13 protein-coding genes are annotated in these 13,674 nt (G+C 41.4%); 6 read left to right on the top strand and 7 right to left on the bottom strand.

The genetic code is table 11. The features are described 5' to 3' along the window. Together BROSI_RS10885 and BROSI_RS10880 are read right to left on the bottom strand one after the other, a co-directional pair. Complete coding sequence (locus BROSI_RS10885) at positions 1-1,392, bottom strand: sigma-54-dependent transcriptional regulator (RefSeq protein ID WP_052563829.1); 1,392 nt, start codon at positions 1,390-1,392, stop codon at positions 1-3. Positions 1,393-1,396: 4 nt separating this feature from the next. Continuing rightward, positions 1,397-3,511, bottom strand: coding sequence for an ATP-binding protein (locus tag BROSI_RS10880; RefSeq protein ID WP_052563828.1), 2,115 nt, complete (start codon positions 3,509-3,511; stop codon positions 1,397-1,399). Positions 3,512-3,827: 316 nt separating this feature from the next. Between BROSI_RS10880 and waaF the strand changes: the two genes are divergently transcribed. Further along, on the top strand, positions 3,828-4,901 hold the full coding sequence (waaF, locus tag BROSI_RS10875; RefSeq protein WP_052563827.1) for a lipopolysaccharide heptosyltransferase II: 1,074 nt from the start codon (positions 3,828-3,830) through the stop codon (positions 4,899-4,901). On the opposite strand, the gene BROSI_RS10870 is transcribed toward waaF, so the two are convergent. The 5 genes from BROSI_RS10870 to BROSI_RS10850 form a co-directional block, all read right to left on the bottom strand. Further along, positions 4,890-5,834 (bottom strand): calcium/sodium antiporter, encoded by a 945-nt coding sequence (locus BROSI_RS10870; protein ID WP_052563826.1) that lies wholly within the window; start codon positions 5,832-5,834, stop codon positions 4,890-4,892. The genes waaF and BROSI_RS10870 overlap by 12 nt on opposite strands. A gap of 250 nt (positions 5,835-6,084) precedes the next feature. Continuing rightward, complete coding sequence (gene murD / locus BROSI_RS10865; RefSeq protein WP_052563825.1) at positions 6,085-7,467, bottom strand: UDP-N-acetylmuramoyl-L-alanine--D-glutamate ligase; 1,383 nt, start codon at positions 7,465-7,467, stop codon at positions 6,085-6,087. Further along, positions 7,457-8,812, bottom strand: coding sequence for an adenosylmethionine--8-amino-7-oxononanoate transaminase (bioA, locus tag BROSI_RS10860; protein ID WP_052563824.1), 1,356 nt, complete (start codon positions 8,810-8,812; stop codon positions 7,457-7,459). The genes murD and bioA overlap by 11 nt, the downstream gene beginning before the upstream one ends. A 316-nt stretch (positions 8,813-9,128) precedes the next feature. After that, positions 9,129-9,536 carry a type II toxin-antitoxin system VapC family toxin gene (locus tag BROSI_RS10855; RefSeq protein WP_052563823.1) on the bottom strand — a complete coding sequence of 136 codons (408 nt, stop codon included), beginning with the start codon at positions 9,534-9,536 and terminating at the stop codon, positions 9,129-9,131. Next, positions 9,533-9,772, bottom strand: coding sequence for a hypothetical protein (locus BROSI_RS10850; RefSeq protein WP_052563822.1), 240 nt, complete (start codon positions 9,770-9,772; stop codon positions 9,533-9,535). Before BROSI_RS10850 ends, BROSI_RS10855 begins: the two co-directional genes overlap by 4 nt. Before the next feature lie 1,190 nt (positions 9,773-10,962). On the opposite strand from BROSI_RS10850, the gene BROSI_RS10845 reads away from it, so the two are divergent. The 5 genes from BROSI_RS10845 (at position 10,963) to BROSI_RS10825 (ending at position 13,584) form a co-directional block, all read left to right on the top strand. Continuing rightward, positions 10,963-11,220, top strand: coding sequence for a type II toxin-antitoxin system HicA family toxin (locus BROSI_RS10845; RefSeq protein WP_052563821.1), 258 nt, complete (start codon positions 10,963-10,965; stop codon positions 11,218-11,220). Further along, positions 11,221-11,565: a type II toxin-antitoxin system HicB family antitoxin gene (locus BROSI_RS10840; RefSeq protein ID WP_052563820.1), complete on the top strand. Its 345-nt coding sequence runs from the start codon at positions 11,221-11,223 to the stop codon at positions 11,563-11,565. It abuts the gene before it with no gap. A gap of 35 nt (positions 11,566-11,600) precedes the next feature. Then, positions 11,601-11,804 (top strand): hypothetical protein, encoded by a 204-nt coding sequence (locus tag BROSI_RS10835; RefSeq protein ID WP_052563819.1) that lies wholly within the window; start codon positions 11,601-11,603, stop codon positions 11,802-11,804. Between the two features lie 93 nt (positions 11,805-11,897). Continuing rightward, positions 11,898-12,227: an ASCH domain-containing protein gene (locus tag BROSI_RS10830; RefSeq protein WP_157842486.1), complete on the top strand. Its 330-nt coding sequence runs from the start codon at positions 11,898-11,900 to the stop codon at positions 12,225-12,227. 151 nt (positions 12,228-12,378) lie between these two features. Next, positions 12,379-13,584, top strand: a complete 1,206-nt coding sequence (locus BROSI_RS10825; protein ID WP_052563817.1) for a hypothetical protein — start codon at positions 12,379-12,381, stop codon at positions 13,582-13,584. The last annotated feature ends 90 nt before the right edge of the window (positions 13,585-13,674 follow it).

Here is a 13,674-nt window from a genome sequence, read left to right as displayed (position 1 = left end):
TTAATTCCTTTCTTTATTTATGCGGAGTTCGCGTATCTTTTGCTGGAGGTTTTGACGATGCATATCAAGCGCCTCAGCAGTACGGCTGATGTTTCCCGAAAACTCCTCCAGTTTCTTTTTTATAAAATCACGTTCAAAATTTTCTATCAGTATCTTCTTCGCATCACGGAATGAAAGGCGATAATCAATATTTTTTAACGTTACCGCATGGTTTTCCGGATGTCTTACCTCTTCTGGCAGGTCTGTGGTATCAAGAATTTCATTGTTGGAAAGTACCACGGCGCTCTCAATAACATTCTTGAGCTGACGAACGTTCCCTGGCCAATTATACGATACCAAAAGCTTTGTCGCTTCATTGGAGATTGATACAATACTTTTTTGATGTTTTTCGGAAAAATATTGAATAAATCTATTCACCAGCAGAGGAATGTCTTCCTTTCTGTTTCTTAAGGGAGGGAGTTTTATGGTTACCACATTGATCCTGTAGTACAGGTCTTCACGGAACCTGCCTTCCTCAATTTCTTCTTCTAGGTCACGATGGGTAGCGCTGATAATTCGTACGTCCACCGCGAGCGTTTCGGCGCCACCTAAACGTTCAAACTTTTGTTCCTGTAACACACGCAGGAGTTTTGACTGTGTGCTGACGCTCATGTCTCCGATTTCATCAAGAAATATTGTTCCCTTATTGGCCAACTCAAATTTACCCAATCGCCTTTCTGCCGCACCTGTAAATGCCCCTTTTTCATGTCCAAAGAGTTCACTTTCAATCAGCGTCTCCGGCACTGCTGCACAATTCATAACAATAAGAGGCTCGTTCCTGCGTTTACTGCGTTTATGAATTTCCCGGGCCACAAGCTCTTTGCCGCTGCCGCTTTCACCCTGTATCAGTACCGTAACATCCGTCGTAACAACTTTTTCAATCTTGTCAAAGACATACTTCATGCCCTCGCTTTGACCAATGAGTTCTCCCATACCTTCCAGTCGGCCGATTTCTAACCGAAGCCTGGCGTTTTCTTCCTGTAATGCAAGTCGTTCGAAGGCATTTTTTGCGATAATCCGGAGTTCGTCAATTTCATAAGGTTTTGTAATATAATCGCAAGCACCTTTTTTCATGGCTGTAACGGCGATCTTTTCGGAACCATAAGCAGTAACAATAACCACAAGAGGCGGATTCTTCATATCGGTGATCGTTTCCAGTGTCTTCATACCATCAAGTTGTGGCATGTTGATGTCTAAAAATACCAATGCAGGATGCATACTCTTTATAATTTGTAGCGCATCGGTACCATCTTTTGCCTCATATACCGTGTAGTTATCTTTCTGAAGAATCTTCTTCATTCCGTAACGCGCAGCTTTTTCATCATCTACAATTAATACTGACGGTTTAATCATAGCCCTAGGTCTGCATGAATATAGGTTCATTTAAAGGAAAGTTAATCACAAATGACGCGCCATTCCCGTTGCTCTCGGCATGGATGGTTGCTTCCATATCTTCCAGTTTCTTTTTTACAATGGAGAGCCCCAATCCTGTTCCCGTTTGTTTCGTAGTATAAAAAGGCTCGAATATTTTTTGGAAAAACTCTTGTGGTATGCCAGGTCCGGTATCGGCAATCGTTACCCGAATTATGTGGTTGTCAGGCTGATAATGAGCATGAATATGTATCTCCCCACCGGATGGCATCGCCTGGATAGCATTATGAAGTAAATTAAAAAACACCTCCTTTAACGCCCCTTCATCGGCAATAATTTCCGGAAGGTCATTGGGAACCTGACAAAAGGTTGTAATCTTATTCTGTTTTCCCTCGTGGTTCAACACAACCAGCGTAGAATTAATGATATCGCTAATCCTGACACTGGTTTTTATTTCGCTGCTTGGTTTTGCAAATTGGAGTAGTTGATTAACAACCTTTGTCAGCCGGTCTATTTCATCAACAATGATAGCGAGATCTTCCTGGAGAGGGTCGTTTTTCCTTATATCTTCCCGCATGACCTGAACAATGGCCTTTATTGAACTCAGTGGGTTTTTTACCTCATGCGCTACGCTGGTAGAGAGACGACCAAGGCTGGACAGTTTTTCATTTTCATACATCTTCCTTTCCAGGGCAAGCTTCTCCTCGATAATTTTTGATTTTTCCACCGCAGAACCAATTTCATTGGCAATAATCATCAGTTGGTCGAGATTGTCAGAAGCAATCGGCAGGCCTCTTCTTGCGCGTCCAAGGGTTAAAATGCCTGTAAGTTTACGATTTACAAAAATCGGGAAGATAAAAACAGCATCCAGCAGTCTCATTTCGTTTATAATGGCAACATCTTTTACCTCATATCGGTTTAGTACAACAAATTCTCCGTTTGCAAAGAACCGTACTATATGCTGTGTATGTAACTGGGTTATAGGTTCATGTTTTTTATCCCCAATAATTTGAACGCGTTCACTCTTGAAAAGAAGGAGGTTAGCAGATTTGATCGCAGTGGCCTTCTTAATAGAGTCAACTACATATTGGAGCAGTTTCGTGAAGTTAACGAGGGGATCAGTGCTAATAACGTGGCTCAATTCATTTAATAAATATTCACTGTCGCCGGTGCGATAGAATATCAGTTTTCTGAAAAGCTTCTGTATCCTTTCCTTAAGTGTTGGAAACCAGAACACCAGGCTTATAACAAAGACAGACTCCAGCATCTTGGAATTTACAAAATAATGATGTTCCAGGGATTTCGTCAATTTTTTGATCCCGAAATAATAGAGACAAATCAGGATAAGGGTAAGGAACGAATAAAAGACGCTACGCCGAAGCACAAATTCCATGTAATTATATCGGTAGACGTAATAGGAGAAGATTATGCTCGGGAAGATTGACGAGAGCATGGAAACCAGTACAAGATAGTCTCCAATGTAGGCAATCTTATTTCCCTCCAGGAGCACGGTAAATCCAATAAAGGCAGCAATAGAAATCACTACCCAGTAAATGGCCAGATGAAACTTTCTCTCTTCTTTTTCTTCCACCGTTTTTGCAAGCCATCGGGAAATATTTGCCGCAATAAACAAAGAGATTATCAGCCACACCACAAAAGGCTTAACGTAAGGCGCTGCAGTTATTAGCAAATGGGTGTCTTCTGACAAAATGAAATTTTTTATAACCACCAAAAAGGGAATAACCGGGAGATAAATGGCAGTGACAATGATCCGCTGTAAAACTTTTTTCATGCGAGGTTTGCTTTCAAAAAAAAACAAAACCGCAGTGTGCAGCAGCAGGCTGGGCATGAAACCTATCCCACCATAAGAAATTGCATCAGCAACAAGGTCTACGGATTGGATATTCCTGCCGAACAGGATAAAACTGGATAGAGAAATAGTATTTCCAAAGTGCCACAGAGCCACACTGATAACGAGAAAGAGAAAAATGAGTTCACTCCTCGTTTTGTGTTTTCTCTGAACAATAAGAATAGAAAGGACTATATGCAGGATGGTACCGAGGATAAAGCCTATGAGTGAAATAATTTCGTAAAGCGGCATAATCTGGTCAGTATGATAGATGTCTTAATTAACTTACATACAAATGTTGTTGCGGACATATTCTCATTGCTCAATGTAACCGTTTGCAGGGATCAGGAAAGCCATGATAGCTGACAGATGATCCCGGTAAACTGTTACCTGATATTTTATAATATTGGTGAAAAAAGCCACTGTCAATAGAAAAAGCATGAAAGGTGACTCTTCGGTAATAACACGCACCTTGACAATTTATGAAGTATTCCAGTAGAATTCAGCTGGTGTTCCTGCACCTGTCAGGAATGGACTTTGATATTTATCTTTCCGCTATGGAGTCCAATTGAAAAAACCAACAAATATAAGCAAAATCATTATCCGTTCGCCCAATTGGGTAGGTGATGTCGTTATGGCCACACCGGCCTTCCGCTGTATCAGGGAAAACTTTCCCCATGCAGAAATCACCATAGCCCTTAAATCCTACGTCCTGAAACTTATCGAAGGTGCTCCATGGTTTGACGAAGTACTTATTTTAGATCGAAATTCCCATTCAAAATATACAGGGACAGGTAACCAGCGCCTGAGAAGTCTACACGGTATTTCCCTCATAAAGCAAATGCGGGCTAAAGGATACGACCTTGGTTTTCTATTTCCTAATTCCTTCAGCTCTGCACTCATGTTTTGGCTGGGTGGCGTGAAACGGCGCATAGGATATAAAAGGGATGCCCGTTCATGGCTGCTTACCGATGGAGTAAATCGGTTGTCTGAAAAAGGGCGTTTCCTCCCAACCTATATGGGGGACTATTATCTGCGTTTGTGTACGGCGGTTGGCTGTGAAGTGCAATCGAAAGACTTAGAATTATTTATTACTGAGGAAAGCCAGCGGCGTGTAGCTGAAATCTTCGAAAACTACCACCTGAACAATGGCCGCCCACTCATCCTGTTAAATCCCGGGGCGGCATATGGCTCTTCAAAATGCTGGACTGCAGAAGGTTTCGCCTGGACGGCAGAACTTATCAGGGAACAATTTGATTGTAATATAGTCATAGTCTGTGCTCCCAACGAAACAAAGCTGGCCCTGGATATTGAGCGTGCGGCTAACGTCAAACTGATAAATTTAGCAAGTCAGGTCATATCTCTGGATGTCCTTAAGGCGCTGATAAAAAAATGCGCTTTATTAATTACCGTTGACTCAGGCCCGAGACATATCGCTGTTGCCTTTAAAAGGCCTGTTGTTACCTTGATGGGACCGAATGATCCACGCTATACCGGCACCCCGGCGGAGATAGGGCAGGTGATCCGGGCAGAAGTAGATTGTCTTGCCTGTCACTTGAAAGTATGTCCGAAGGACCACCGGTGCATGACACAGATAAAGCCTGAAAGGGTTGCCATAACGAGCCTGGAATTACTTAAATAACCAAAGTACATAGATACCGTACCCAATCAATAAAAGCAGCCCCTGTCCACGGGTAAGCACAAACTTCCACGTAATCAGTGGAATCAGAAATATGCAGAACAGGAGCATAGCAGGTATATCAACGATCAGGGAAGCTGCATTAACCTGCAAAGGTTGAATTATGGCGGCAATGCCAAGAACTGCAAGGATGTTAAAGATATTGCTACCCAGCACGTTACCTACACTGATATCGGATTCCTTCCGGACAGCAGCGATCATTGAAGTAGCCAGTTCAGGGAGAGACGTTCCCACTGCAATAACTGTAAGCCCGATAACAAGCTCACTGATTCCTACGACCCTTGCGATATATATTGCTGAATGAACCAGGAAGTGGGCCCCGGCTATGAGCGCTGTGAGTCCAATTACGATTAAGAATATATCCTTTTTGATGCTATCGTATGCTGTTCCAACAAACTCTTCATATTCCTGCTCAATAGAGGCAGACTCCGTCAGGGCTACACGATATACATAACAGGTATAAGCCAAAATACCGCCAAGAAGTATACCACCTTCCATACGGCTGAGCGTGCCATCCCATCCCATAAAATATAAAAGCCAGGAGATGCCAACTACAATTGGCATTTCACGATAGAGGAGTTTCATATCGATACTAAGGGGTCGAACGAGCGCCGATAGCCCCAATATAAGACCTATGTTGGCAATGTTGCTTCCGATAATATTTCCCATGGCAATATCGCTTAAATGCTTAATACCCGCCATTACACTAGTAACAAGTTCCGGAGTTGACGTGCCAAAAGCTACTATCGTGAGTCCTATGACCACAGGTTTGATATTGAAGGAACGGGCAAATCTTGATGCTCCCCTGACGAGCCATTCAGCCCCAAAATAGAGTCCCCCAAGCCCTACAAAAAACAACATAATCTGTAATAACATGATGTTCCTTTACCATAAAAGAATTTTGAGACACAGGACAAACATTTCTGGCAAAACAGTTTTACCTCGATAACAAATTTTTAAACTCTGCGAATGATATTCATTCATAAACAACGCTGCTATAAAATATCGAGCTATATTAGCTTCAGAACGATTTTTGTCAATCACTAATTTGGAAAGATTGTCTTGTTGTCATTTCGTTGCTTATCCTGTATTCGATTTTATTTTTTGTTCTGCGGGACTACTGTGTTCATAAGGATTGCACCATGTCCTTAAATTGCCTTCCACGCTCTTCGTAGTTAAGGAACATGTCGTAGCTGGCGCAGGCAGGAGAAAGTAATACAACATCCCCCGCCTTCGCCAGGACATGTGCCTGCTGAAATGCCTCCTGGAAGGTATTTGGTGTGAGTATTGACGGGGTCTCTTTTTGCGTCTTTTTCTGCAGGATGAGTTCTTTTATTCTCTTTGCTGTTTTCCCGATAAGAATAACAGCCCTGGTGTGTCTTGCACATGTCTCAGCAAATTTCTCGAAACTACTGCCTTTGTCATATCCACCGGCAATAAGTATTACCGGTGTCTGGAATGCCGTGATGGCAGCCATGGCCGATTCTGGCGTAGTGGCCTTAGAATCGTTGTAATATCGTACGCCGTTTATCTCCCTCACAAATTCCAGACGGTGTTCTAATCCAGAAAAGGTGGTTACAACCTCCTCAACGCATTGTTTACCGGCGCCGGTCAGATAGGCTGCCAGGGAGGCAGCAAGAATGTTTTGAAGATTATGGATGCCCGGTATCCTGATCCTGGATAAGCATGATATTGCTATCGCCTCACCCTTCACAGAGAGGACGATAGTATCATTTTTTACAAAGGCGCCTTCAGTTAACGTGTCTTTTGTGCTGTACCACAAAACAGCGCTTTTACACTCTTTTTCCCATGTTCTCAGTTCTGGATCATCATAATTGAGGATCGCATAATCGCCTGGTTTTTGGTGTAAGATGATGCTTTTCTTTGCTTGAATATAATCGTCCATACTTGAGTACCGGTCTAAATGATTGGGTGATATATTGGTTACGATGCCGATGTCTGGACTTTTTTTTGCAGTACGGAGCTCTTCCAGCTGGAAACTGGAAAGCTCGATGACCGCAATGTCGGAAGGCTTTATTTCTTCAAGGTGTAACAGGAGTGATTTCCCGATATTCCCGCCAACCCACGTCGTACGTTGTGTCTGTTGCAAGACTTTACCAGTAAGGGTAGTGGTAGTTGATTTCCCGTTGCTTCCGGTAATGCCAATGATAGGGGCCTGACATAATTGAAAAAAGATGTTTATTTCTGTATCCAGGGGGACGTGATTATCTCTTGCGATTTGTATGAATCTTGATTCCTTTGGCACCGCAGGATTCACGATAATCATGTCCGCATTGACAAAATCTTCGTCGCAGTGTCCACCGAGTTTGTATGTAACAGGAAGTCCTTCAAGTTGTTTTATGGATGGGGCGAGTTCCGTTGCATTTCTCAGGTCAGTTATGGTAACGTGAGCGCCTTGCTTTGCAAGAAATTGGGCAACGCCTACCCCGCCTCCGAACAAGCCTAATCCCATAACGGTGATCTTTTTCTTTTTAAATTCATACTGCATGTTGTATAGATTCGTAAACAATATTGAGAAATCTGTCCAATTCGTTCATCTTGATACTTAAGGGCGGCATAAGAACAAGAATATGTCCAAGCGGTCGCAGAAGCAAGCCACGTTGTCTTGCCTCGATACATACCTTAATCCCGACCCGTTCTTCCCAGGGATAGGGTTCTTTCGTGGATTTGTCCTTCACCAGTTCAATAGCTGCGATAAGGCCGCATTGTCTGACATCTCCAGCGTGATCTAATGCTCCGAAACGTCTGAGACCGTCACGTAAATACTGAATCTTTGGCGCTAAATTTTCCAGTATCTGCTCCTGCTCAAATAATTCCAGACTGGCCAGCCCGGCTGCACAACCTAAAGGATTTCCTGTGTAGGTATGCCCGTGAAAAAATGTCTTAAGCTGAGAATATTCTCCTAAAAAGGCATGGTAAATTTCTTCGGTGGCAAGTGTGGCGGCCAGTGGCATATATCCCCCATTGATGCCTTTGGACACCGTCATGATATCAGGGACAATATCTTCATGGAAACAGGCAAACATTTCACCTGTCCGTCCAAATCCGGTAAGTACCTCGTCTAAAATAAAAAGCACGTTATATTTTTTGCACAAGGCACGCGCACCTGACAGATAACCTTTTGGATGGGTGATTATCCCCCCGGCTCCTTGCACCAGGGGTTCCATAATCATAGCAGCAATGTGGTCGGAACTGCCTTTCAAGATATTTTCTAATCCTTCAAGACATGCCAGTGAACAATTTTGGGATTGTTTTCCAAGCGGACAGCGGTAACAATAGGGTGAAGGCGCAAAGTGAGTTTGAAAATAGAGCGGTCGGAAGACCTTATGGTATATGTCGATACCGCCAACACCCATAGTTCCGATGGTATCTCCGTGATATCCGTATTGTAAGGCTACAAACTGCGTTTTATCTTTCAATCCTCTATGCTGCCAGTATTGGAAGGCCATCTTGAGTGCAACCTCATTCGCGGTGGAACCGTTATCTGAATAAAAAACCTTCGTTAGTTCTTTCGGTGCGATTTCTGCAAGTTTTCTCGCTAGTTCAATGGCCGGTATATTGGATGGGCCGAGGAGTGTGGTATGCGCAATCTTATCGAGTTGTCGTTTTATCGCATCGTCTATTTCCTTCCTGCGGTGGCCGTGCAGATTGCACCACATGGAAGAAATCCCGTCAATGTACTCATTTCCATCAACGTCCTTAAGAAAAACACCGCTTCCTTCTTCAATGATCAGGGGTATTTCTTTGACGTAATCCTGCATCTGGGTGAAGGGATGCCAAAGATACTGCTTGTCCCAGGTTTGTAATTGTTCTTTATAAGTTTTGTGGATCATTTTTACCGGAAAATTTAATGTCAGGACAAAGAGGGATAAATGTTTGAATCTGTCGCGTACTGCAATGGTAGTTGTTCCAAACTTTGTTCACCATATTACCCAAAGAAGGAATTATCGTCAAAATGTTTTTTCAATATCACAAAGATCGCCTTACGCTATTTTTTCCGGATTGATGAGAGAATAGTAAGCGCCTTGCCAGAGTGCAAGACGAAGAAACAAAACACAAATTGATAGTGTCTATCCCCCATTATTCCTCTAATTTAAAGAGTCGGAATGGGTAGTGCAGGGTGGTTATCCTTCATTAATATGAGTTGGTTCAGAGCAATAGTATCGAACCTTTATCCTTTGCCATATCATAATAGGTTTTATCTGCAGTGACCATGGCTCCTTTATTCCGTATAGCTACTGCGTGGTATATTGTATCGTAAAAGGTAGCTCCTCTATATTCTTTCATCAATGCAAATGCAATGCTGGTAACATCTTTTGTAATTTTCATTTCCTTAAACTCATATTCAAGCAGAATTCCCACTATCTTTTCAGCATCTTTTGATCTTTTTATACCCAAAACGTTTCCAACTTCGTAAAGCCAAAGAGACGGAACGACAAACTCGTGCTCTTGTTCTACCCATCCCCTAAGAAGCGCCGTTGCATTATCACGGTTGCTTTCTCCATCTTCAAGCACCCATTTCAGGATTATAGAGGCATCCGGCACAAATATTTTCATCTTTTCCGGTTCCTGTTCTGCTTCAAAAGCTTAACGATTTCTTTTTGTGAAACTTTTGGCCCCCTGGATTTTAACAATACAAGCTTTTCCGTAACCTTTTCTCGCCGTATTCTGAGCAACTCCTTCCGCAACGCCTCATTGATTGTCTTGCTTTTCTGTCCGGCTGGCACTAATTCATCCAGATCCTTGCGAACATCTTCTTCTATAAAAAAATTCAATTTTTTTAGTAAGCCCATCTATTACCTCCATAACAGACATACAATTAATACTCATATAATATATATACAAATGAATGATGTCAAGAGACAAAGAATCCGGAAATTCAGCAGGTTCATTCAACCGATCTGCCAATTACCGATTGAAGGCATCAGGCAACTATAGTGAACGACATTAAAAAGTTGATATTATATTGCCATAATTGGAGATACTGAATGCTCTATTCTTCAGCTTCGAATGATGATACAAAAAGTAGAAAAAATAATAGGCAAAGAAATTATCACAGATGAATGGAATTGTTGGTAAAAATTAAGAAGTTTTGTGGGTTGGGAGAAGCGAACAGACTGGGTCAAATAGGCAATTTCACCCTATTTCGTGAGATTTATTCCCCACTTTATGGGCTAAAAAGCGACAAAACACGTGCAAAAAATGGCAATTTATAACAGTTCTTACCCACTTTTGAAGCAAAAAAAGTTCATTTAACCCACTCTGGAAGCGCCCCCCCGGCATGATTATTGTGCCGACGGGTTCATTTCATTTAACCCATCCTACCCAATTTTATATAGCAGGTTACCGATGATATTCTCAAAGGTTTGTACAAACAGCACGAACATGGAGATCGCCATAGGTATCCCTATAATCTTCATCTGAGAAGCACGTTTGCAGAAGCCGATTCCTATGTTGAATGTTTGATGTGATACTTCTGGGGATACCCCCTATCTGCTTAAGGACACAGAACCCCTATTTCTTATACTTACCAAAAATAAAGGGCAATATCGCATAAGTGTTGCCCTTTAGAATAGTTCATTACCCCTATTATCTCTTTCCAACTACGACCATTTTTATTTCAACAAAAACCTTTACCTTACATGAATTTGGGGACACATCGGAAACGTTATTTTTTACAACTTAAAATTTGCAAGTTATTACTTTTAAATAACTTAATTGGTGGAGGCGGCGGGAATTGAACCCGCCGCCAAAAAAAATTAAGTGTGGTATATGTAACTACTTATGACTTTTTGAACCTCAAAAACACCGTCACCAGACCGTCACCAGAATTAAAAAAGGCTGTTAACTCTATCAAGGATTAATGGCCTTTTTTCTTACCTCGAAAACATACCTTTCGTTCATTTTCAGGGTTAATGCCTTTTGCTATTTAATATAACTAGAATATAGTTGCATTAAAATGTTTTAATGTTATCATAAGTAAATGAGTAGGTTTGAAAAGTTACTGAAACGTTTCTTGTCTAAGCCGAAGGATTTTACCTACGATGAGCTTACAAGGCTTTTGGCTGGTTTTGGGTATGAGAATATAAGTACAGGCAAGACGGCGGGGTCAAGGGTGGCTTTTATGAATCCTGAGACTGGGCATATTATTAAACTTCATAAGCCACATCCGAGACCTGAGCTTAAGCGGTATCAGTTGGACGATATTGAGAGAATACTTAAACATAAGGGGGTTATTTAAATGGGAAAAGATGTTTTAACATACAAGGGTTTTATAGGTTCCGTTCGTTTTAGTGCAGAGGACAAGGTATTTCATGGGAAAATAGAGGGGATAGACGACTTAGTGACCTTTGAAGGCCATAGTGTAGAGGAATTGATAAAAGCATTCCACGAGGAAGTGGACGACTACCTTGACCTTTGCAAAAAAATGAATAAAGAACCTTTGAAATCATACAAAGGTGGCTTTAATGTTCGTATATCCCCGGAGCTTCATAGAATGGCCGTAGAAAGGGCTAAGTCTATGGGTACGACATTAAATAGGCTTATCCAAAAGGCAATTGAAAAAGAACTGGTGCATAAAGATTGAGTCTTTTGTAACGGTTATGTAGCTGAGGATTTATCATGAGATTTGCAATAATCCTGTGTCTTTTGATAGCCGGTTGTGGAACCGTCACCGAATTCCGACAGGAGCGCAGAGTAATCGATGTTTACGACACCCAGGGGCGCGTTAAAGAGCATGTGATTATTGAAAACGGATATATTACGATCTACGACCGGGATTGGAAGTCGAAGGGATACGGTAAAATTAGCGATAGAACGCAATAGGAAGGCACTGGAAGCGTTTCGATTGATGTTTACGTGGTAAAAAAAGGGATACGGTAGCTCCCAAAAAGGTCACATTCCTGAGTGGATGATACAGTGAAAGCAATTTCAATAAAACAACCTTTTATCGGCTGGATTTTAGAGGGCAAAAAAACACTCGAAATCCGCTCATGGCAGACGAAAATACGAGGAGATATACTCCTTTGCTCTTCCAAATTTCCGAAGATCGGCGAATTGCCACTTGGTCATGCCGTAGCTATTGCTGAAATAGTAGGTTGTCGACCCTTCATGAAAAAAGATGCTAAGCTTGCTTGTTGCGGATATGAACCAGGATTATACGCATGGGAACTGGCAAATATACGCAAAATAAAAGCATTTCCAGTTAAGGGAAAGCTTGGATTTTTTCATATTGAATTTCAACATTAAATGCAATTAAGGGATAGCCTGATCAGCGAAAAGCCGTATCTCCAACGGTTTCCCTTAATTTTTATCTTGGAGAGTCATTCAGGAGAAATGACAGATAGGAAACGATGTTGATGATTTATTTAAAAATCCCTGGTGTCCCTTATTTGGGCATTTGCCAGAGATTGAGGATAACACACCAAACACACCGGCAAGCCGATGTATCGGCATAATAACAGAGGCAAGAAGTTTATGGGGTATCAATCCCTTTTTCCACGTAACCGATACGTCATGGCCTGAAGCAGAAGACCTACCACCGGAAAACTCACCAAAGATATCCCCTTTAATCCTTCTTGAAGTCTCTCCAAAAGAATGTAGTAAATATCCTGACTGGAAATTAAAAGCAGCCCGAACTATCGCAAGAACCTGTTATTCAGTGCAAAAATATCTTTATCGGTACTCCCCGTATAGATACGATGCAACACCCGATATAGCATGGAAAGAGGCTATTGATATAACCAGAAGTGAGAGCACATCGCTAGACGAAAGAATTACTGACGTAGAAATATTGGCTGTTTTGACAATAGAGACAGCTTGGAGCATCCTGGAAGATATTTTGTATTATCGAGAGAAAGAAGACGATTCCGGTATATTAAAGCAGGTGCTAATAGCTGTCCAGCTATTAGCAAAGGCGCAAGAAATAGCATCTTTCGGGGTTGTAGAGGGATTGACTAAAACCGTTGAGGATATAAAACCGCTGGCTAAAATTGGAGAAGAAACCCTTGATTATTCAAAAAGAAATTTTTTCAAAAAAGAAGGTGCATCATGGTTTATTAAATTGGGGGAATATGATTTTACGCTTCCAAATCTCAAAGGTTTGGAGTATATCCGACATCTAATAAAAAATCAGTCCGTTGAATTCTCATTGGATGCGCTGTATCAGGCGATAAACGGAATTAGGGCTGGGCAAAAAGAGACAACCGAAGCAATTGAGGAAGATTTAACTGTTTGTGAATATTCACCGCAGGAAAAAAAGAGAGATGGAGAATATATTTTAACACTAAAATCAAGACTTGGTGCAATAGAAAATGAGATCGCCGATAAATTAGAGATTGTCAAAAAAACCCAAGGCGATATCGATATAGCAAATTTATTGTACGAAAAGGAGCAAATTGAAAAGGAACTCAAAACACCAAATAAAATTTCAAACCCTCAATACAAAAAGAAGTATGATGCAGTTTATCGGGCAATTACAAGAGTTTTGAAAAATATTCAATCTAAATCAAACCCTGTTTGGAAACATTTAGAGAATGCATTAAACTACAAAAGCACTCCCTTTTCCTACAAGCCGAAAGAACCTACCTTCTGGGAATTTGAATAATATCCCACAGTTTTAAAAAATCCTACAAAAAATTTTATACGACTCCAAAAGTCGTATATACCTCCTATAGAAAAGCCTTTTATTCTAAAC

The sequence above is a fragment of the Candidatus Brocadia sinica JPN1 genome (assembly GCF_000949635.1).
Taxonomy (GTDB): Bacteria; Planctomycetota; Brocadiia; order Brocadiales; family Brocadiaceae; genus Brocadia; species Brocadia sinica.
The sequence above is the reverse complement of the archived record's forward strand: the minus strand, read 5'-3'. Positions and strand labels throughout refer to the sequence as shown.

Coding starts and splice junctions, on each gene's coding strand:
- BROSI_RS10885 (WP_052563829.1), bottom strand. CDS start 1,392: ATGATTAAACCGTCAGTATTAATTGTAGATGATGAAAAAGCTGCGCGT.
- BROSI_RS10880 (WP_052563828.1), bottom strand. CDS start 3,511: ATGCCGCTTTACGAAATTATTTCACTCATAGGCTTTATCCTCGGTACC.
- BROSI_RS10870 (WP_052563826.1), bottom strand. CDS start 5,834: ATGTTATTACAGATTATGTTGTTTTTTGTAGGGCTTGGGGGACTCTAT.
- murD (WP_052563825.1), bottom strand. CDS start 7,467: ATGCAGTATGAATTTAAAAAGAAAAAGATCACCGTTATGGGATTAGGC.
- bioA (WP_052563824.1), bottom strand. CDS start 8,812: ATGATCCACAAAACTTATAAAGAACAATTACAAACCTGGGACAAGCAG.
- BROSI_RS10855 (WP_052563823.1), bottom strand. CDS start 9,536: ATGAAAATATTTGTGCCGGATGCCTCTATAATCCTGAAATGGGTGCTT.
- BROSI_RS10850 (WP_052563822.1), bottom strand. CDS start 9,772: ATGGGCTTACTAAAAAAATTGAATTTTTTTATAGAAGAAGATGTTCGC.
- BROSI_RS10845 (WP_052563821.1), top strand. CDS start 10,963: ATGAGTAGGTTTGAAAAGTTACTGAAACGTTTCTTGTCTAAGCCGAAG.
- BROSI_RS10840 (WP_052563820.1), top strand. CDS start 11,221: ATGGGAAAAGATGTTTTAACATACAAGGGTTTTATAGGTTCCGTTCGT.
- BROSI_RS10835 (WP_052563819.1), top strand. CDS start 11,601: ATGAGATTTGCAATAATCCTGTGTCTTTTGATAGCCGGTTGTGGAACC.